Source organism: Terribacillus sp. 7520-G (genome assembly GCF_002271665.1).
Taxonomy (GTDB): domain Bacteria; phylum Bacillota; class Bacilli; order Bacillales; family Amphibacillaceae; genus Terribacillus.
Genome location: NZ_NQFP01000011.1, coordinates 28,887 through 49,728, shown reverse-complemented (window position 1 = coordinate 49,728; position 20,842 = coordinate 28,887). Strand labels below are relative to the sequence as shown.

The 20,842-nt window shown below is 41.3% G+C and carries 19 protein-coding genes; 18 read left to right on the top strand and 1 reads right to left on the bottom strand.

Features of this window, described 5'->3' with window-relative positions:
• Positions 1-5: 5 nt before the first annotated feature.
• From ligA to CHH53_RS04885, 8 genes are all read left to right on the top strand, one after another.
• Positions 6-2,012, top strand: a complete 2,007-nt coding sequence (gene ligA, locus CHH53_RS04915) for an NAD-dependent DNA ligase LigA (protein ID WP_095215011.1) — start codon at positions 6-8, stop codon at positions 2,010-2,012.
• A 13-nt stretch (positions 2,013-2,025) separates the two neighbouring features.
• Positions 2,026-3,240: a CamS family sex pheromone protein gene (locus CHH53_RS04910; protein ID WP_095215010.1), complete on the top strand. Its 1,215-nt coding sequence runs from the start codon at positions 2,026-2,028 to the stop codon at positions 3,238-3,240.
• A gap of 132 nt (positions 3,241-3,372) precedes the next feature.
• Positions 3,373-4,719, top strand: coding sequence for a helix-turn-helix domain-containing protein (locus tag CHH53_RS04905; protein ID WP_095215009.1), 1,347 nt, complete (start codon positions 3,373-3,375; stop codon positions 4,717-4,719).
• 12 nt (positions 4,720-4,731) lie between these two features.
• A complete protein-coding gene (locus CHH53_RS17775; protein WP_255374701.1) occupies positions 4,732-4,863 on the top strand; it encodes a hypothetical protein in 132 nt (43 codons plus the stop codon).
• Positions 4,864-5,140: 277 nt separating this feature from the next.
• On the top strand, positions 5,141-5,431 hold the full coding sequence (gene gatC / locus CHH53_RS04900) for an Asp-tRNA(Asn)/Glu-tRNA(Gln) amidotransferase subunit GatC (RefSeq protein ID WP_095215008.1): 291 nt from the start codon (positions 5,141-5,143) through the stop codon (positions 5,429-5,431).
• An 11-nt stretch (positions 5,432-5,442) separates the two neighbouring features.
• Entirely contained in the window at positions 5,443-6,909 is a 1,467-nt protein-coding gene (gatA, locus tag CHH53_RS04895) for an Asp-tRNA(Asn)/Glu-tRNA(Gln) amidotransferase subunit GatA (protein ID WP_095215007.1), read from the top strand.
• Positions 6,906-8,336, top strand: coding sequence for an Asp-tRNA(Asn)/Glu-tRNA(Gln) amidotransferase subunit GatB (gene gatB, locus CHH53_RS04890; RefSeq protein WP_095215006.1), 1,431 nt, complete (start codon positions 6,906-6,908; stop codon positions 8,334-8,336). The genes gatA and gatB overlap by 4 nt, the downstream gene beginning before the upstream one ends.
• 114 nt (positions 8,337-8,450) lie before the next feature.
• Positions 8,451-9,158, top strand: a complete 708-nt coding sequence (locus CHH53_RS04885; RefSeq protein WP_158221485.1) for a dienelactone hydrolase family protein — start codon at positions 8,451-8,453, stop codon at positions 9,156-9,158.
• A gap of 185 nt (positions 9,159-9,343) precedes the next feature.
• Here the strand turns inward: CHH53_RS04885 and CHH53_RS04880 are convergent, their stop codons facing one another.
• Positions 9,344-10,006 carry an O-methyltransferase gene (locus CHH53_RS04880; protein WP_095215004.1) on the bottom strand — a complete coding sequence of 221 codons (663 nt, stop codon included), beginning with the start codon at positions 10,004-10,006 and terminating at the stop codon, positions 9,344-9,346.
• Positions 10,007-10,301: 295 nt separating this feature from the next.
• On the opposite strand from CHH53_RS04880, the gene CHH53_RS04875 reads away from it, so the two are divergent.
• The 10 genes from CHH53_RS04875 (at position 10,302) to CHH53_RS04840 (ending at position 20,453) form a co-directional block, all read left to right on the top strand.
• The gene (locus CHH53_RS04875) at positions 10,302-11,219 is read left to right on the top strand and encodes a diacylglycerol kinase (RefSeq protein ID WP_095215003.1); all 918 of its coding nucleotides are present in this window, start codon (positions 10,302-10,304) and stop codon (positions 11,217-11,219) included.
• Positions 11,220-11,328: 109 nt separating this feature from the next.
• Positions 11,329-12,714: a 23S rRNA (uracil(1939)-C(5))-methyltransferase RlmD gene (rlmD, locus tag CHH53_RS04870; protein WP_095215002.1), complete on the top strand. Its 1,386-nt coding sequence runs from the start codon at positions 11,329-11,331 to the stop codon at positions 12,712-12,714.
• Positions 12,715-14,026: 1,312 nt separating this feature from the next.
• Positions 14,027-14,302: a hypothetical protein gene (locus tag CHH53_RS04865; protein WP_095215001.1), complete on the top strand. Its 276-nt coding sequence runs from the start codon at positions 14,027-14,029 to the stop codon at positions 14,300-14,302.
• Between the two features lie 11 nt (positions 14,303-14,313).
• Complete coding sequence (locus tag CHH53_RS04860; protein ID WP_095215000.1) at positions 14,314-15,120, top strand: SAVED domain-containing protein; 807 nt, start codon at positions 14,314-14,316, stop codon at positions 15,118-15,120.
• Positions 15,121-15,312: 192 nt separating this feature from the next.
• Positions 15,313-15,909: a cyclic GMP-AMP synthase DncV-like nucleotidyltransferase gene (locus CHH53_RS17620; protein ID WP_233134857.1), complete on the top strand. Its 597-nt coding sequence runs from the start codon at positions 15,313-15,315 to the stop codon at positions 15,907-15,909.
• Positions 15,910-15,978: 69 nt separating this feature from the next.
• Positions 15,979-16,476 carry a nucleotide-binding domain-containing protein gene (locus CHH53_RS17615; protein ID WP_233134855.1) on the top strand — a complete coding sequence of 166 codons (498 nt, stop codon included), beginning with the start codon at positions 15,979-15,981 and terminating at the stop codon, positions 16,474-16,476.
• 120 nt (positions 16,477-16,596) lie between these two features.
• On the top strand, positions 16,597-16,872 hold the full coding sequence (locus CHH53_RS17120; protein ID WP_143594466.1) for a hypothetical protein: 276 nt from the start codon (positions 16,597-16,599) through the stop codon (positions 16,870-16,872).
• A gap of 18 nt (positions 16,873-16,890) precedes the next feature.
• On the top strand, positions 16,891-17,871 hold the full coding sequence (locus CHH53_RS04850) for an HD domain-containing protein (protein WP_095214999.1): 981 nt from the start codon (positions 16,891-16,893) through the stop codon (positions 17,869-17,871).
• Positions 17,872-18,245: 374 nt separating this feature from the next.
• The gene (locus CHH53_RS04845) at positions 18,246-19,448 is read left to right on the top strand and encodes an AAA family ATPase (protein WP_095214998.1); all 1,203 of its coding nucleotides are present in this window, start codon (positions 18,246-18,248) and stop codon (positions 19,446-19,448) included.
• Positions 19,449-19,628: 180 nt separating this feature from the next.
• The gene (locus CHH53_RS04840; RefSeq protein ID WP_095214997.1) at positions 19,629-20,453 is read left to right on the top strand and encodes a hypothetical protein; all 825 of its coding nucleotides are present in this window, start codon (positions 19,629-19,631) and stop codon (positions 20,451-20,453) included.
• Positions 20,454-20,842: the final 389 nt, after the last annotated feature.

Genomic DNA, 20,842 nt, shown 5'->3' with positions numbered 1-20,842 from the left:
GCAACATGAATAAAGAAGAAGCGATCCAAGAGCTTGCGGATTTACGCAAAAAGCTCAATCAATATAATTATGACTATCACGTCCTCGATGATCCTCAGGTGTCCGATCAGGAATATGATCAAACACTGAAACGTCTGCTGGACATCGAAGCGGAGTTCCCGGATCTTGTCACAAGCGATTCACCATCCCAGCGCGTCGGCGGCACGCCGCTTGAAGCATTCAACAAGGTGGAGCATCGCGTACCGATGCTTTCCCTGGGCAATGCCTTCAACGAAGAGGATCTGCGGAGCTTTGACAAGCGGGTTCAAAATGGATTGGGAACCGACGATTACTCATATATTTGTGAACTCAAGATTGATGGACTGGCGGTTTCACTCCGTTACGAAAATGGAGAATTCGTCCAAGGAGCGACACGTGGTGACGGGACGACGGGGGAAGACATCACCCAGAATCTGCGGACAATCCGCAGCATCCCGCTCCGAATAGATTTGAACGAAGCAATCGAGGTGCGCGGGGAGGCATTTATGCCGCAGAAATCCTTTGCGGCCCTCAATAAGCAAAAGGAAGAAAACGGCGAAGCGCCTTTTGCCAATCCGCGTAACGCAGCAGCAGGGTCTTTACGGCAGCTTGATCCGAAGATTGCTGCCAGCCGCAATCTTGATATTTTCCTATATGGTTCTGGCCAATGGGAGACAAATGATCTGGATTCCCATAGCGGATTGCTCGATTACTTGGAGAAGTTAGGTTTCAAGACGAACAAGGAGCGCCGCCGCTGCCGGACAATCGAGGAAGTACTGGCTTATGTGGAGGAATGGAGCGCCAAACGCCGTGAATTGAGCTATGAAATCGATGGTATCGTCATCAAGGTGGACAAGCGGGAGCAGCAGGATGAACTTGGCTTCACAGCACGTACACCTCGCTGGGCGATTGCCTATAAATTCCCAGCTGAAGAAGTGACGACGAAGCTTTACGATATCGAGCTGAATGTCGGACGTACCGGTGTCATCACTCCGACCGCACTGCTGGAGCCGGTCCGGGTGGCCGGCACGACAGTACAGAGAGCAACCTTGCATAATGAGGACCTGATTCGCGAGAAGGATATTCGGATCGGGGATACGGTTGTCATCAAAAAGGCCGGTGACATCATCCCGGAAGTCGTCCGTGTCGTGACGGATGCCCGAACCGGAGAAGAGCGGGAATTCCACATGCCCGAGCACTGCCCGGAATGCGGCAGCGAGACGGTTCGTTTGGAAGGCGAGGTAGCGCTTCGCTGCATCAATCCGAGCTGCCCGGCACAGCTTGTCGAAGGATTGATTCATTTTGTTTCCCGGAATGCGATGAATATCGATGGACTTGGGGAGAAGGTCATCATCCAGCTGTACCGTGCCGGATTGGTGCATACGATCGATGATCTGTATAAGCTGGATCGCGATGCTTTACTGGACCTTGAACGAATGGGTGAGAAATCGGCAGATAATCTGCTTAAATCGATTGAAGCATCGAAGGATAATTCACTGGAGCGCCTGCTGTTCGGTTTAGGCATCCGTTTCGTCGGTGCCAAGGCTGCGAAAACATTGGCCCAGGCCTTTGAGACGATGGATGAATTGCAGCAAGCATCCGTGGAGGAGCTTGTAGCAATCGATGAAATCGGGGAAAAGATGGCTGACTCCATTTATCAGCATTTCCAAGAAGATAAGGTCATCCAGCTGATTGAAGAGCTGAAGGCGGTAGGCGTCAATATGACCTACAAAGGCATCAAGCCGCAGGAAGTGACTTCTGACAGCATCTTCAGCGGCAAGACCATCGTCTTGACGGGGAAAATGGAAGCTCTCACACGGCCGCAGGCAAAAGAGAAAATCGAAGCGCTTGGCGGCATTGTCACTGGCAGTGTCAGCAAAAAAACAGATTTATTGATTGCCGGCGAGGATGCTGGTTCGAAATATGAAAAAGCAGAGAAGCTTGGCATTGAGATATGGGATGAAGCACGTTTGATCGAAGCGTTACAGGAATAGAGAGGGGAAACACATGAAGAAATTAGCAGGTGTTCTTAGTATAGGGGCACTCATTTTGCTGGCAAGCTGCGGTCCGTCTGGCGGCGGGGAAGAAGAGGTCAAGCAGGAAACGGCGGATGGCGGGGAAAAAACATCCGTCGTTTCCAGCTACAACTACTCGGATGAGGAATATAAAGTATTGCTTCCTTATGAGAAGGGAAAATCCAAGGGTGTCGTCAACTATGAGACAAGCGCTGCCCGAGGCGTGATCATCAACCAAATCGCCAACCGTTTGGATATCGATGAGGTCGAAGAAGGACTGCGGAATCATTCGAAGGATGTTTTCAGTCCGGAAGATTACTATTTCCGTGAAGGGCAAATGCTGGATAGCGATACGCTTTACAGCTGGATCGGCCGATACGCCAAAGCCAAGGAAAACGATAAGGGAGAAATCACCGAGGATGAAAAAGCGAAGGAGCTTGGACTGAATCCGGAACTGGATGAAGACAAAGCTTCCGAGGAGGACTTCCGCAAAAATCCCAAATATCTTTCTCACATCCTGGAGCAGGACTATATGGTCGAGGATGACAATGGCGATATCACATTGGGCGGCGTTTCCATCGCCCTTGCGATGAAGTCGGAATACCAGTTCACAACTGGCGGCAAAGGACCATATCGTGAGGATATCCCAGAGGATGAGATGCTTGCACAAGCAAACGAAATGGCCAAGAAGATTGTCGAAAGAATGCGAGGAATGGATGGATTATCCGAAGTTCCGATTCATATCGCCGTTTACCGGGAAGCCAAGAAGGAATCGGTCGTTCCAGGCAACTTCGTTGCTGAAACAACCGTAGAAGAAGGCAGCAGCTCGGTCGGGGACTGGGACAAGATCAATGAGGAGAATGTCTTGTTCCCATCCGATGCGGCAGAAAAGGATCATCCAGATGAAAGCCAATATATATCCGCTTTCGAAACGAAGGTGTCCAGCTTCTTCCCGAATTACACCGGCATGGTCGGAAGAGGATTCTATCAGGATGATGAGCTGAAAAAACTTACGATCGAAATCCCGATCCAATTTGAAGGGAATGCTGAAGTGGTCGCTTTCACGCAATATGCATACAGCCAAGTCATGGACATCTTCCCGAATTACTATGATCTGGAAATCAACATCACCTCCAATGATAAGACAGAAGCAATCATTACGAGGGAGAAAGACACAAAAGAACCGGAAGTGTATATCCTTAATTAAAGAAGCCATACAAAAAAAGACAAAAATTCACATTTAAAGACAAGACTAGGAAAGTATAATTGGGAAATAGGTACAGAAGCATACTCTTTAATCCCTACTTTCCCAATATACTTAAAGCTGGGATATGTTAGAATGAAAGCAGGAACACATCCCAGCAATGGTCTTGGGCACAAGCTCTTACTCAGAAAGAAAAAAATGTTTCGAGGTGTAGCCCAAATGGAAATCGGCCCTTTAATTAAACTACATAGAATAAAGCAAAACATGACGCAAGAAGACCTAGCAGCGGGTATTGTTTCAGAATCCTATCTGTCCAAAATCGAAAATCAAAAAACCGACGCCAGCCCGGAAGTCATCGCATTATTATGCGAACGACTCGGTATTCAGCTCAATGCAGAAAACGAGGATATGATCAAGGAGAAGGCGGAAGAATGGTACGGCATGCTGTATGAAGTGCACAATGCCGACGAAAGAAGGCAGCGATTCAAGGAACTTGAAGCACTGTTCAAAGCGAATAATTCAGATCATGAGATGTTGTTCGAAATCCAGAAAATCAGGTTTTATCTGATAGAGGGCAGAGAAAAGGAAGCGAAGGAACAGATTGAGCGTTTAGAACCTTTACAAAATACTTTTGAGCCAATCCATTTGTTTTATTGGTATAAGTTTTTAGGAAATTACAATCACCATGAAACTGAAGATTTCTCTCATGCGCTTGAAAATTATGAGAATGCAGCTTTATTATTGCCTAAAGTAAATGTTAGTGAAACTGAAATTGCAGATATACACTATCTTCTTTGTATAATACATAGCAAATTAGTAAACGATCTCAATGCAATGGAACATGCAAATAAGGCGCTTACTACTTTTCGTAATAACTATAATTTTGTTCGTTGCGCTCAATGCCATATAATTTTAGGAATTGCTTACAGAAGGCTCCATATGCTGGAAGAGGCCATAAAACAGTACAATTTGGCTAAACATTTAGGTGAGATTACAGAATCGTATGATGTTATCCAGCTAACCAACCATAATCTGGGGTATTTGCATTCTAGAGGAGGAAGGTCAGAAGAAGCAATAAAATATTTTAAAATGGCGTTTGAGATTGAACATGCGCATAATAGTTATAAATTAACCACAGTTATGGCGTTGATCAGAGAATATATTTTAACGAGAGACTTTTCGAATGCAGCAAATTATATAGAGCGAGCAGAGATTTTAGTCCAAAAACAAAAACGCATTAATAGGCAACTAACAATTGAGTTAGATGTATTTAAAGCTATTGTTGAAAAACGGTATAAGGATTACGAGAACTTAGTAACAAATCAATTGATACCATATTTAGTGGAACAAAGAGAAAGTGTTCATCTTATAACGTATGCAAGTATGATAGCTGCACATTTTGAAGAGATAAAGAAGTATAAAAATGCAGCATATTATTATAAATTAGCAAGTAATACGTACGATGATTTACTAAAAATCTAGGAGGTTTTATTTATGAAAAAACTTTTGGTAACTGTTGCTGTGGTTCTAACTTTAGGAGCTAGTATTATTTTTTCTGCCTCCCATCAAGAGATTGCATTCGATAGTCATCCGCGAGGTTATACAATCGTAAATCTACCATTCTAAAAAATGCAGCAAGAGCTGCATTTTTTTCTTAACTTTTGAAGGATAATCCATTCCTTCGCCGAATAAATACACTAAGTACTATTTCCCTTAAGTAAGACCCTCAATCGCTCGCTTTATCATGAGATAAGGCGGGCTTTTTCTTTTTATCGTGCTTGGCTTTGTTTGGCGGTCAAAAGGTGCTAAAATAGTTATATGTTATAGTCTGGTTGCTTTACGGCAGCTCCTTTTGCTATGATCATTTTTATATACATGTAAGGTGAATTCCGGAGGTGACAGTATGTCAGAGATTACAAAAGAACAGGTATTGCATGTAGCGCATTTGGCGCGTCTTGCAATCACAGATGAAGAAGCGGAAAAGATGACGAAGGAACTCGATGCTATCATTGGATATGCCGAGCTTTTGAATGAGCTTGATACAGATAATGTTGAACCTACGACACACGTGCTTGATTTGAAGAATGTCATGCGTGAAGATGAACCGCGCAAGTGGATCGACCGGGAGGATGCATTGAAAAATGCACCGGATCAGAAGGATGGCCAGTTCCGTGTGCCGTCGATTTTGGACTGAGGAGGAAGATTATGTCTTTGTTTGATTATACATTGAAAGAATTGCAGGAAAAGCTACATAACAAAGAGATCACGGTTACGGATCTTGTGGATGCTTCCTATGCGCGCATCAAGGAAGTAGACGATGAAGTGAAAGCTTTCTTGACACTTGATGAAGAAAATGCACGGGCGGCTGCCAAGGAATTGGACGAGCAGGACAGCGACAACCCGTTATTCGGTATTCCGATCGGTATCAAGGATAATATCGTGACGAAAGGTCTTCGCACCACTTGTGCGAGTAAGTTCCTTGATAACTTCACGGACCCGCTTTACGATGCAACGGTCGTTTCCAAGCTGAAGGACAAGAAGACTGTCACAATCGGGAAATTGAACATGGATGAATTCGCGATGGGTTCTTCCAATGAGAACTCCGCGTACTTCACTACTCGCAATCCTTGGAACACAGATTATGTTCCAGGCGGTTCCAGCGGTGCGTCTGCAGCTGCTGTAGCTGCAGGAGAGGTATTCTTCTCCCTGGGTTCCGATACAGGCGGTTCCATTCGTGAACCAGCAGCATTCTGCGGTGTCGTCGGATTGAAGCCTACATACGGTCTTGTTTCCCGTTTCGGTCTCGTTGCATTTGCATCTTCCCTGGATCAAATCGGTCCGATGACTCGTACGGTAGAAGATAACGCACACCTGCTGCAGGCAATCGTAGGTCATGATGAAATGGATTCCACCAGTGCCGATGTGGAAATCCCGAATTACACAGAAGCTTTGAAGCAGGATGTCAAAGGACTTCGCATCGCTGTGCCTTCCGAGTATCTCGGCGAAGGTGTTTCCGATGAAGTCCGTGATTCCATCAAAGCTGCCTTGAAAGTTTATGAAGATCTTGGCGCAACATGGGAAGAAGTTTCCCTTCCGCATTCCCGTTATGCAGTGGCAGCATACTACTTGCTGTCTTCATCTGAAGCATCTGCCAACCTCGCGCGTTTTGACGGCGTCCGTTATGGTGTTCGCTCCACTCAGGCGGAAAATATGATCGACGTGTTCAAATATTCCCGCCGCGATGGTTTCGGCGAGGAAGTAAAACGTCGCATCATGCTTGGTACGTTCGCGCTTAGCTCCGGCTATTACGATGCGTATTATAAGAAAGCCCAAAAGGCACGTACTTTGATCAAGAATGACTTTGACAAGGTGTTCGAGGATTATGATGTCATCGTTGGACCGACAACTCCGACACCAGCCTTCAAAGTAGGCGAAAAAGTCGAAGATCCATTGACAATGTACGCAACCGATATCCTGACGATCCCTGTGAACCTTGCGGGCGTGCCGGGAATCTCCCTGCCTTGCGGATTCTCAAGCGAAGGGCTGCCGATCGGCTTGCAAATCATCGGGAAGCACTTTGATGAGGCGACGGTCTACCGCGCTGCTTATGCATTCGAGCAAGCGACAGATCATCACAAACAGAAACCGGCATTGGGAGGCGTAAAAGGATGAATTTCGAAACTATCATCGGACTCGAGGTACACGTGGAGCTGAAGACGAAGTCCAAGATTTTCAGCCCGAGCCCAAATGCATTCGGTGCCGAACCAAATGAAAACACCAACCCGATCGATCTTGGGTACCCTGGTGTGCTTCCAGTCTTGAATAAAGAAGCAGTGAACTTTGCAATGAAGGCCGCGATGGCGCTTAACTGTGAAATCGCAACGCATACAAAATTCGACCGGAAGAACTACTTCTATCCGGATAACCCGAAAGCTTACCAGATTTCACAATTCGATCAGCCGATCGGCGAGAATGGCTGGATCGAAATCGAAGTGGATGGGTACAAGAAGAAAATCGGTATCACACGTATCCACATGGAGGAGGACGCTGGTAAACTGTCCCATACAGGCGACGGATACTCTCTTGTCGATTACAACCGTCAAGGTACACCATTGATCGAGATCGTGTCCGAGCCGGATCTTCGCACACCGGCAGAGGCGTACGCGTATCTTGAGAAGCTGCGCAACATCATCCAGTACACCGGTGTATCCGATGTGAAAATGGAGGAAGGTTCCCTGCGCTGTGACGCCAACATTTCCCTGCGTCCGATCGGACAAGAGGAATTTGGTACAAAAGCAGAACTGAAGAACTTGAACAGCTTCGCATTCGTCCAAAAAGGCCTTGAATTCGAAGAAAAACGCCAGCAGAAGGTCTTGCTTGCCGGCGGTGAAATCCTGCAGGAAACACGCCGTTATGACGAGTCCACCAAAGAGACGGTCCTGATGCGTGTCAAAGAAGGTTCTGACGATTATCGCTACTTCCCAGAGCCGGATCTTGTTCCGTTGTATATCGATGACGAATGGAAGGAACGCATCCGTGCGTCCATCCCTGAGCTTCCGGATGCCCGGAAGGCCCGCTATGTGAATGAGCTGGGCTTGCCTGCATACGACGCAATGGTGCTGACGCTCAGCGTGGAAATGTCCGACTTCTTCGAGGCGACATTGAAAGCTGGCGCCGATGCGAAAGCAGCTTCCAACTGGCTGATGGGTGAGGTTTCTGCCTACTTGAACAAGCAGCAGAAAGATCTTTCCGATATCGCATTGACACCGGAGGGACTGGCAAAAATGATCACATTGATCGAAGATGGCACCCTTTCCTCCAAGATGGCGAAGAAGGTATTCGCTGAGCTTGTCGAGAACGGTGGCGATCCAGAACAGATCGTCAAAGACAAAGGACTTGTCCAAATCTCTGATGAAGGCCAGCTGACTGAAATCATCACAGCGATCCTTGATCAGAACGAACAGTCCGTCATCGACTTCAAGAACGGGAAAGACCGTGCCCTCGGCTTCCTGGTCGGCCAAGTCATGAAACAGACAAAAGGCCAAGCCAACCCGCCGATGGTTAATAAAATCCTGATTGCGGAAATGAATAAACGCTAATGAGAAGGACCTGCCTTTGGGGCAGGTCCTTTTTCATGTATGGAAGTTTTCATTACCGTCTCCAATGTGCATGTGATATTTGGTAGACTATCAGAAAAGGGGGGAGGAAAAAGCATGGTACATAACCAGGGACTGCCTTATCATTTTTTTCAAGGTACAAACCAGAAGGCACCCATACTTGTCATTTATCACGGCTGGGCGGGCAGTACAGCAGGATATTATGAGCTTGCAGCCGAGCTGAAAGAACTAGGGTATACAGTGGTTTTACCAGATATAATCCATCACGATAGCAGAGGGATTTTAGATAATTACTTTGATGGACAGATACGTCAGCGGTTATTCTGGGAGACAGTATTCCAGACAGTCGATGAATTCGAGATCTTGTTAGCTGATCTGAAAGTGAATAGGAAGGACATCCTTGTCATTGGCAGTTCCATGGGCGGTTTTATAGCAAGCAGTATTTTAGCAAAGAATCCAGAAATACAAGGCTTGGTAAATGTGAATGGATCCGGCGCATTCGTAGTTGCGGAGGAGTTTTTCAGGAGTGCCGACGGAAGAAGGAGAATGACATCTATCGAAAGATCGATGCTTGAAGCGTATGATCCGATAAATTATACATATAGCGGCAAACCTGTTTTACTTATGCATGGAGATAATGATCATATAGTGGATTCCTCTGGGCAATATGCGTATTACGCGCACTGCAGCAGCCCGCATATTACGTTTGATATCTACAATGAAGTCAATCATCAGTTTACAGATGATATGGTGGAGGGGCTCAAGTCTTGGCTGAGCAAGCAATTTGGAAGCAGCGGTGAATGAGGCAGGTGGCAGATAGCTATATCTGGAACCATACGACTTGGTTTACTTACTATATTTTTGATCGCTGTTTTTGTATAGCTGCAATCAAGCAGTGAAAGCATACTGATGGCCATAGCTCTGACAGCAAGTGTATTGCTTCATAAAAAAGACGCATCAAAATAATCAATGCGTCCTTTCCCTGGCGATTATTTTACATACCCGAGGACAAATCCATCATAGCCTTTGCTGCCGACTGTCTGCACAGCGGTGGCTTCGATGCGGGGTTCTTCGGAAAGCATTTTGAGAAACTGCTGTACGCCTTGCACACGCTCATCCGTGCTATGCTCATTTGCCACTTCGCCTTTTCGGACAACGTTATCGGCAACGATGACTGCCCCAGGTGCTGCTAATTTCACTGCCCATTTGAGATATTCAGGATAGCTCTGTTTATCGGCATCGAGGAAGATGAAATCAAAAACATTCTTCTGCTTGTCATACAATACAGGCAGTGTATCGATAGCTTTACCGACTACCACTTCTGCTTTGTCCTGCAGTCCAGCTTTGGCAATATTGCTTCGGGCGACTTCAGCAAAATCAGGATTGGCTTCCAGTGTGTACAATTTTCCTGAAACGGGAAGGGCTTTGGTCAGCCAAATGGTGCTGTAGCCGCCAAGGGTGCCGATTTCCAGGATGTGCTTAGCACCCTTGATTTTCGCCAGCAAGTGCAAAAGCTTCCCTTGCAGAGGAGAAACATCGATCTGAGGCAAACCGGCGTTTCGGTTCGCCGTCAATACATAATCATGGTCCTCGCCGGCAAGCAGCAAATGATCTAAAAACAAAGCATCTACATGATCCCATCTGTTTTCCATACGTTTCATCCCCTCTTCTTCTATGCTTTTAGTGTAGCGGATGGGGAGAAGAAAATATATTGATTTGACTGATTACTGTGAATTTTTGGCTTATGCAGGCGTGCCAAATCAAATAAAAAACAAGTAGCCAAAAGAGCGGGGAATTTCCGATGACTGGGTTAAATCCGGCTTATTTTTCCTATACTGACAAGAGATAGGCTTCCTGAAGCGGGCAAAGACCTTTTCAAAATAGGAAAAAAAAGCTATGATAGGACATGGACTATGTGAACGTAAGGTTTGGTAGGAGGCAATACAGATGAAACGCGCTCGGATCATTTATAATCCAACTTCAGGTAAGGAAGCGTTCAGACGGGAACTCCCGGATGTATTAGAAATCTTTGAAAAGGCAGGCTATGAGACTTCGGCGCATGCGACCACATGTGAAGGCGATGCAACTAAGGCAGCACGCTTGGCAGTGGAGCGGGGCTATGATCTTGTCGTTGCATGCGGCGGGGACGGTACTGTCAACGAGGTCGTCTCGGGATTGGCAGAACAGCCGAACCGGCCGAAGCTCGGCATCATTCCGGTCGGTACGACGAATGATTTGGCCCGGGCATTATTCATTCCGCGCAATATCAAGCGAGCAGCAGAGATCATTGTGGAAGGCAGGACGCGCAAGCTAGATATCGGGAAGGTCAATGATCATTACTTCATGAATATCGCTGGCGGCGGGAAGCTGACAGAGCTTACCTATGATGTTCCAAGCAAGACAAAAACAATGCTCGGTCAGATGGCCTATTATTTGAAAGGCATTGAAATGCTCCCATCCCTAAGACCTATCAAGGTCGAGATCGAGTATGACGGAAAATGGTTCGAGGATGAAATCATGCTTTTCCTAGTTTCCAATACGAACTCTGTCGGCGGTTTTGAAAAACTTGCACCAGATGCGCTGCTGAACGATGGCTTGTTTGATCTGGTCATCCTGCGCAAAACCAATATTGCGGAATTTATCCGTATCGCTTCCTTGGCAATCCGAGGAGCGCATTTGGACCATGATCTTGTCTTTTATACAAGAGCGAACCGAATCAAGGTGAAGCCTGCGGATAAAATGCAGCTGAACATCGATGGCGAATACGGCGGCTTACTGCCAGGTGAATTCGTCAATCTGCATCAGCACATCGAATACTTTGTCACAGAAGAATTCATCCAGAAACAAGATAGCTTAGTTGACTAAGCTGTCTTGTTTCTTTTTTCGACATATTTCCCGGGCAATGGACCCGGATTTCTGATTTCCGCCACAATGTGTTACAATCTTGAAAGCAAAAACAAAAAGGACGATGAAAATGGCAAAATTAGCGCCACCAGTTGAAAAGAATCAAACAATCGAGCTGACTTTCGAAGACCTGACCCATGATGGCGACGGTGTCGGCAAAGTCGACGGCTACCCATTGTTTGTACCATATGCACTGCCAGGTGAGACAGCACAAGTAAAAGTAATAAAGACGAAGAAGAACTTCGGTTTCGGTAAGCTTCTTGAAGTGACCAAACCAAGCCCAGCCCGTGTGGAACCGCCATGTGATGTTTATATCCAGTGCGGCGGATGCCAGCTTCAGCATATGAGCTATCAGCTGCAGCTTGAGATGAAACAGAAGCAAGTCCAGAATGCCATGAAGAAAATCGGCCATCTGGAGCATGTACCAGTCCATCCAGCACTGGGGATGGACGACCCTTGGCGTTACCGGAACAAAATCCAGATTCCGACAGCGGAGCGAAATGGTGAGATGATCACTGGCTTCTATCGCAAACGCAGCCATGACATCATCGAGAACATGGAAACCTGCGTCATCCAGGATGAAGTGAACGACCGGATGGTGGAAGCTGTCCGCCGAATCGCCAGCCGCCTTGGCATCCCAGCTTATGATGAAGAAACCCATCGTGGTGTCCTTCGTCACATCATGGTCCGAACTGGCCAGCAGACCAATGAAACGATGATCGTACTCGTCACTCGCACAAATGAATTGCCTTATGCGAAGGAGCTTGTAGCTGAGCTGCATGAGACATACCCGCAAATCAAATCGATCGTGCAGAACATCAACAAGGAACGCACAAACGTGATCCTGGGCCGTAAAACAAAGCTACTATGGGGCGAAGAGTACATCTACGATACAATCGGAGATATCAAATTCGCGATTTCCGCACAATCCTTCTACCAAGTCAATCCGGCCCAGACGAAGGTGTTGTACGATCAGGCATTGAAATACGCGAAGCTAAGCGGCAATGAAACGGTCATCGACGCATACTCGGGTATCGGAACAATCTCGCTGTTCCTGGCCCAAAAAGCGAGAAAAGTCTACGGCGTCGAAATCGTACCGCAAGCAGTTTCCGATGCCAAAATGAACGCCAAACTCAATCATATGGACAACGCCGAATTCTACGTCGGCAAAGCCGAAGAAGTCATGCCATGGTGGAAAGCCCAAGGCCTTAACCCAGACGTCATCGTCGTCGACCCACCGCGCAAAGGCTGTGACGAAGCACTGCTTCAAGCCATGATTGACATGAAGCCGAAACGTATCGTTTACGTAAGCTGTAACCCAAGCACATTGGCACGTGACTTGCGCTTCCTCGAGGATGGCGGATTCGAGACAAAGCAAGTGCAGCCTGTAGACATGTTCCCACAGACTGGCCACATTGAATGTGTGGCAGAGATTGAGTTGAAGGTGTCTAACTAAAATAAACATTTCCCAGTGATAATAAACTTTTCCTATTAAGGCCCCGATTTCGGTAAAATAAACATTTCCGATTTCCGGGTCTTTTTTCTATTATCCCTTGCCCTGACTGTCTTTTCTCGATATTCTCTTCCTTCCATTATCGGAGATCTTTATTTTAACTGAGGAAAAAAGGTGAAAAAACAGGTGGAAAAGCAGGTGAAAAACGCCCAATTTAGAACAGAAAAAGCGTGAAAATGGGGGTTCGGTAGGAAATCTTTATTTTTACTCTAACGGTGGAATGCGGGTTGGAGGGGTCTTATTTAGGAAATGTTTATTATTGTTGTACATAGTAGAGAAAAGAATTTTAGTCGAGTTTGTATTATTCCTTGATATTGTGCTTGTGAGAGATAAGAATAATGAAATATGGGATAACACAAATGAGTCACTGCTATGTTATTGAGGGTAAAGGCTGTATTTAATATGATCTTTTTAGTTGTTTCTGCGAGGATACAAAAAAAGCGATGGTTAGATACGGGTATCAGCAGCTTTACTGTTTACTTTAATTGTTCTCCTCACTATAAAAACCGCACGCTTTGTCTTTTTCCCTTCCGTTCATCCCATCCCAAAAGTGTTATATTTAACTCGAATTTGTACCAGGAACTATTCCTTCAGAGAAACCTAAAGGAATAAAAAATGGCTCAACCATAAAGTTTGTACACTTTTCTGTTTGTGTAAGATCAATGAGAAATCGGATAAAATCAGGAAATATAACACCATCCCAAATCTGTTATATATCGCTATATTGTGTAGCTGGAGAACTTTAATTAGTTAGCCTTGTGTAAACCAATAATAGCCCAACAGAGAGCTTCTTTGTAGTTTAATCCCATATGACTTTCCCTTATTTCCTCTTTTATTTTCTTGTCTTTTAACCATCCTAAAAACGTTACATTTCAATCATTTCTCCTGATCCTTCTCTCCACTTTGGGTAAAAACTTAATAAAGTTAACTGAATATTCCATGCAATATAGAAGGGTAAATAGGGAGGAAGATCAGGTGTTTTAGGAAACTACTTATTAACTGCAAAGAAATTTTAAGTAGGAGAGGAAATGGGGCTGATGCTGAAGCTTTGAGAGACAAGGGATTGATGAGATTCGGGGTTGCATCTCTCCTTTTTGAAGTAGGAATAATTTGAAATTTTTATAAAACATTCAAAAAATTTCCAGTAAAATAGTATTACGAAATTGTCTTTTTTGAAAATATAAAAGTTCTGCATTTTGTAGATAGTATAGTCAACAATTGTTGAACTTTGAATAGAAGAGAAGGGATGTTCAGTATGCAGGAAATAATTGCGAAGATTAAAAGGTATTTAAGAGATTGGCATAACAAAAGGATAGTCCTCACATTGGTAGTAACGGGATGTACAATATCATTAGGTGGTTTTTCTTCTCCTATTTGGTTAACGCCACTTATTGAATTTATTAATCAAAGTTATCAAGTAAATATTACTGTACCAGACTCAAAGGTTGACTACGTAGTAATGTTTAGCGCAATAATTACAGGTATTATATTAATCTGTTTAGGAATTAATTATGTAAACGTAACAAAATAAAGAACAAAAAAATGGTTCAAATTTGTCATTCCTCTATAGAGGGGGTAAATTATTCAAGTGTTCGTGCGGATTTTGATGATTATGATATTACTCCGATTAACATAAATCTTTATCGTGACTTGAGTGAAGTTAGTGAGATGAACTTGAAAATGGCTTGGATAAAACAAGAGCAAGCGATGAAAGATTTGCTTGTACATATTAATGATCCCGCCACAAAAGAAATAGTATATATGGCTATGGCCCATATTCCTTACCAATTTTTATTAGGTTATCAGATATCGGATAAGACTAATGTGAAATTTTTAGAGTGGAATCGAACCGAGAAATATTGGGTCCCTTTAACTCAAAAGAATATTTCTTTTCCATCACTGAACTTGTATAGATACGATTTAAAGCAAAGTATTGATAAAGTGGAAGAAATAGTAATAAAGGTCGGTATTACCTTTGAGATTTTTGATGAGCAACTTGAAGGGCATGGACTTGAGGGATTAAATTCATATTATTTTAAACTAGATTCTCCTCGAACAGATGTCATGACATCTGTTAAACAAATCAATACCTATAAAAATCAGTTTAGAGAATTACTTACTGAAATACATCACAAATATCAGAAGTTAAAAAAGGTCCATGTATTCCTATCAGCCCAGCCTTCTATAGCATTTAGCTTTGGAAGTTCAATTTCTGCAAGAATGGACTCAAGTAAGGAATTCTGGATTTATAATTATCACGGGTCATCCACGATAAAGTATCCATGGGCGCTAAAGATTGCCAAACATGAAAAAGATGGAGAAATTAAATTAATGGAGAGCAGGTTATAACATGTATGATTTGAGTTCTACATTTCACGCTTTTTATAAGAAGCATGTTGTTCTTCCCAAAAGAGAGAAAGGCAAGTTATTTGAAAAAAAGATCTCAATCTTAAACGATTAAGAGAAGGTTTAAAGGAATACAATGAAGAAAAGGGAACAAACTATAAAATAGCTGAATCTATTGTTCAAGGTAGCGTTGCTATGTCTACGGTTATAAAAAATGAGTATAATGACTATGACATAGATGTTGCTATTGTATTTGAGAAGGATAAAATTCCAGAAGGAACAACATCTGTAAAGAATATTGTTGTGGAAGCTCTTAGAAGGAAGTGTACAAGATTTAAGGTCCCCCCGTGTGCGAAAACCAACTGTGTGAGAATTGAGTATGAAGATGGCTATCATATTGATTTTGCTATATATCGAAGATTCAAGGATACTTATGATAATTACCATTACGAACATTGTGGGAGCCAATGGAGAAGCAGAGACCCCAAGGGTATTACTTCTTGGTTTAACCAAGAAAATAAGAGTAAAGACTACTACTTGCGAGAACTGGTTCGGTTAATGAAGATGTTCTCAAAGTCAAGAGAAGGCTGGACAATGCCAGGGGGTCTAGTACAAAGTGTACTAGCGAATGAAAATTACCAAGAATATACTCGTATTGACGAGCGATTCTATCATACATTAAAAGCAATAAAAAATAGGCTATCTTGGAATAAAGAAGTCTACAATCCTATTGACCCAACTCAAACATTGAAGCTTGTTCAAGGTGACGATATAAAAATAAATAACTTATAAAGTAGATTAAATGCACAATTAGCAAAATTGGATGTATTGTTTGATACTAATTGTTCAGAAGAGCAAGCTATGGAAGCTTGGAAAGGTTTCTTTAACCATGATTTTTGGGAGCAAGAAGCAGTACAGGAAAGTACAAAGAAATCCTTTGCTTCATACGCTGAAAGTGAAACTGAATATAATTATAGGGAGACAGAAGAATTCATTGAATACATGTTTCCTGTAAACTTAGAATATGAGGTAGAACTAGATTGTACAGTGACTCAGGATGGATGGAGAGCTACTCTATTAAGTAAATTATTAAGGAAGGGAGACAGATTGAAGCCTAAAAAGAAGCTAGAGTTTTCGGCTAATACTACCGCTCCAAAGCCGTATGAAGTTTATTGGAAGATTAAGAACAAAGGAATTGTTGCTAAAAGAAGAGATGAAGTTCGTGGTCAAATTCAAAAAGGTACTTTGCAGCATAAGGAAAAAACTGAATTTAAAGGTGAGCACTTTGCAGAGGTGTATATTGTAAAGAATGGTGTATGTGTATCAAGGGAGAGAATAGATGTTCCTATCTCAGAATAAAAATCTTATTCAATTACATCTCAGTTCTACTCTCTCGTTCCCTCAGCTATCCTTGGTCCAATTCTCTTGAAAATTTTATATCCAAGAATAGAAAAGTGGGGGCTTATTTGGACAGATGTTATGGAAGAACATGATCGTTCTGCCTCAAGTAGTATAAGAGCTTATTCATTTTTAATTGCTTCTATTTGTACCTTCTTAATTGGTAATTTTCTATCTATTGGTATGTATGGAAGCCTTGCATTTGGTGCAGGATTTGCACAAGAAGGCGATTTGACAGTAGTTAGAAGAAGTGGTTTGATACTAGGATTACTACCTTTTATAGCTTTATTTTTCATATCATTAATAATACCTAGTAGGCAAATGATTAAAGCAAATACAACAAGATCAATTGGATAATAAAGGATGTGAATCTTAATGAAAGCAATTTTTGTAAAGGAACCATTATATCCTGACGTTAAGACTTTGCCATGGGAAGAGGATTTGTTCAATACAAGATACCTTAGAAGACTAAAGTATTTAGCACACTTTGGAGCGGGTTCGTTCGTTTCACCTGTCGTACATTCACGCTTTGAACATACTATAGGAGTTTGGAAATTAGCATCGATTTTTTTCCCCGATAACCATCTTGTCAGGGCTTCAGCTATTTTACATGATATTGGACATTTGCCTTTTTCACATGCAGTTGAGAAAACACTAGGTTTTGATCATCATTTATTGACAGAAGAATACATCAAAGATATTAAAATAGAGAGAATTTTGAATAAGATAGGCCTCACTTCTAAGGAAGTAATTGATTTTTTAAATACGGAGAATCAAATTACTGGAACCACAAATATCATCGGTTTAGATCATTTAGATAGTTTTTTAAGAGATACTTATATGAATGGTAATATCGATCACTTACCTGCAAAAGTATTAAAAAATATAAAATGTAGTGCTGAAGGTGTAGAGACCGATTTTAATACAGGTATGTATTTATTAAAACTTATTTATGAAGATCATAAATTATTCCTATCTCCCGAATTATTAGCTGCGGATAGAATATTAGCTGAGGCTGTCAAAATATTTTTTAATGAAGTTAACAACTGTAATATCGAATTCTTGACAGATAACCAGTTATTAAACTTACTTCTAAATTCAAATAACCAACAGGTGAAGAGTATACTAAGTACATTATTGTATAACCCATCGAATATAACTATTAACACTGAAGTTTCGGGAAAAGGTATACAGTTTGGTGTTCGAAAAATATATAATAAAATTCCTCTTTGTGGAAATGAACCATTAAGTAATAATGAGGCAGCTCAATTCATACTTAGTAAGATTCAGGATTTAAAAAAGATTTATGAGTTGGTTCTGCCAGTTGAGGAAAATCTTAAGATGATTGAAAAATAACATTATCAAAAGTTGATCAAAAAGGTAGAAGAGGGACGCTCTTCTACCTTTCTTATGATGAAGTTCTAAATATCTCCATTATGATGGAAAGCAAGTTGATTGTATACTTCTTTTGATTTGCATATTTAACTTCTATGATTTAGAGAAAGAATAGAGTTATTACATTAGTTATATTCTTTATCAATAAAGAGGTTCGTGATTATATCATCTCCTTCTTAGAATAGATGTACAAGCATAATTATTATTCAAAACATTATGAATGGAAATGGTGTTTTGTATGAGGTTGCATAGGTCTCGGGGGCACTTCTCTTCTTAAATAGACAGAGTAATCGTTTTAATGTATTTAATATAAATAAAAAACTTAGAGGAGATAAATGAAAAAAGCATATAAATTATCGGCTTTATGCTTACAATTCTTTATGAAAATAGATGAGTTATTGGGAACTAATAACTATAAGAAATATGTCTCCAGGAATATGTCTGTAGATCATATGCTGCCCTTAATTGGTCAGGTAGCCCACAATATAGGACTTGGACTGTTAATCATTGATGAAACACAGAATATAAAGAAACGTGGGGCGGAGCAAATCATGAATTTCTTTGTACATCTGATTAATTCAGGGATTAATCTGTGTCTTATAGGGACTCCCGGGGCATATGATTTGTTTGGTAAAGAATTAAGAATGACACGATGTTTAACGGGAAATGCAGAAATCATATATAACAATATGGAATACGGAGACGAATTTATCTACTTGCTTGAATCTTTATGGAAATATCAATGGACTGAGAAAGTTATTCCGTATCGTAATGAATTTGCAGAGGTATTTTATGAAGAGACGCAGGGCATATCTGATCTGGTAGTAAAACTGTTTGTCTATACACAGCAGATTGCTATAGGGAGTTGTAAAGAGGAGATTTCTATTGGATTAGTACGGAAAGTGGCAAAGGAAAGATTCAGGTTGCTACAGCCAATGATAGATGCTATTAGGTCCGGGAATCCTCATAGAATAGCAAAATACGAAGACATAAGGAGAATAGAGTCTGAGTATTCCACTTTAGAGAAAGCAAAGAATGAAACAAAAAGAGAAGTGCTATATTGTATCAGGGTTACTTACTTTAGGGGGGGATATCTTACAATTAAAAATGAACAAAGAAATAGAGTTTTAGATACATTTCCTATAAAAAGAAAATATGCAGGAGAAGTAATTAACGAAATTGAGAAGTTCGAGAGAATGTACGGTGATTACTATTATGATGATCCAAATGGAGAACAAAGTGACTTTAAGATACCCGATGATAAACTAGAAGATTATTATTATTATGTACGGAGCAGTCGTAATCTTTTAAGTTCAGCCTCTATGGTCAATGCCAGTTTCTTTAGAATCACAAGAAATATTATCTCATATTTAGAAGAGATAGAAAGACTACACAAAATAACTCCTATTCATCCATATCATTCTTTAGATATAATGCTCTCAAGAGTGGAATATGTAAGCAGAGTATATGAAGCAGTTAAAGAAGCGAATGAAGAAGCAAAGAGAATTGATAAATCATTAGATAAATTATTAGAATAAAATGATAGCACAAAAGTCTACTTCCTCTTATTTTTCACTGAAGAATTATGATCATCATTAATAATGTGGCCGAATGAGCTCCGTTACTTGAATAAGAAATGTGGTAAATTAAAGACGTTATTTCTTATTTTAATATGGTAATATTATACTGTGATTCTATTAAATTAAGCGGGTGATCAGTTGGCTACCATACAAGAATTATACAGTGATTTCAGTGTGGATCATTGGTTCGATTTAGAGCCTTGGGATGTACATTATATAAATTTTGAACCTAATATTATTTACGCAGCACATAAAATTGGCGATGTCTATTATGCCTTTAGTAATGGAAGGTCTTATCTTTCAGATTTCGATTGTGAAGATTTTGGTCAATTAATATCTCAAAATGATGACACACACCTAAGATACATAAGATCTAAATTTCTTAAAAGTGCTTTATCTTTTTACAACTACGCCATCGATTTATCTTGGCAAGTTATCTGGTTTTATTTAGGGGATAACTCATTTCTATTTATGGAGAAGTCTAAATACTATCAAAAATACTCTGGGTTATGTACTTTTACAAGCCTACTTGAAGTGGTCGGATTAAGAGGCAGGGAAGATTTCAGGCAACATCTACTTGCCTTTAATAACGATCCCCTAACTTTAGAGGTGAGAAAATTATATAATTATGTAAAACATAGAGGTAGCTTATACACCAAAAATTTAGGTGAGCAATATAATAGCATGATGATGGGATATGTTAATGGTAGTTTAGAATATACGCCTCAAATGATTACAAGAGAAGTCTTTGATTTGGATCAATGGAAAGAAAAATTAATTGAATTCGACCAGCTGTTTTTTCATTATTTTGAGGATTTAATCCATTTGATACTTCCAAATAATTATCAAAATAATCAATATGATTTTGGTTTATCCCTTAATTATAGTCGCAGAAGGTTAGAATTTATTCAAAATGATATGGAAGATTATGAGAGGCGATTTAATGAGAATTTTTCAGGATAAAGTGATTTGCTTAATCCTTTCTCTTCCACTGTCAATTCTGAATAAAAGAAGAGAATTTATGATAGTCTCTCTTTTATGTTACTTTATCTTCATCTTCATTCTACTATGTCTAACTAAAAAGAACATTTCTCAGTAAAAATAAACTTTTCCTAATAAGACCTCGATTTCGGTAAAATAAACAATTCCGATTTCCGGGTCTTTTTTCTACTATCCCTTGACCTTACTGTCTTTTCTCGATTTTCTCTTCCTTCTTTTATCGGAGAACTTTATTTTACTGAGGAAAAAAGGTGAAAAAACAGGTGGAAAAGCGGGTGAAAAACGGCCAATTTTGAACAGAAAAAGTGTGAAAATGGGGTTCGGTAGGAAATCTTTATTTTAACTTGAACGGT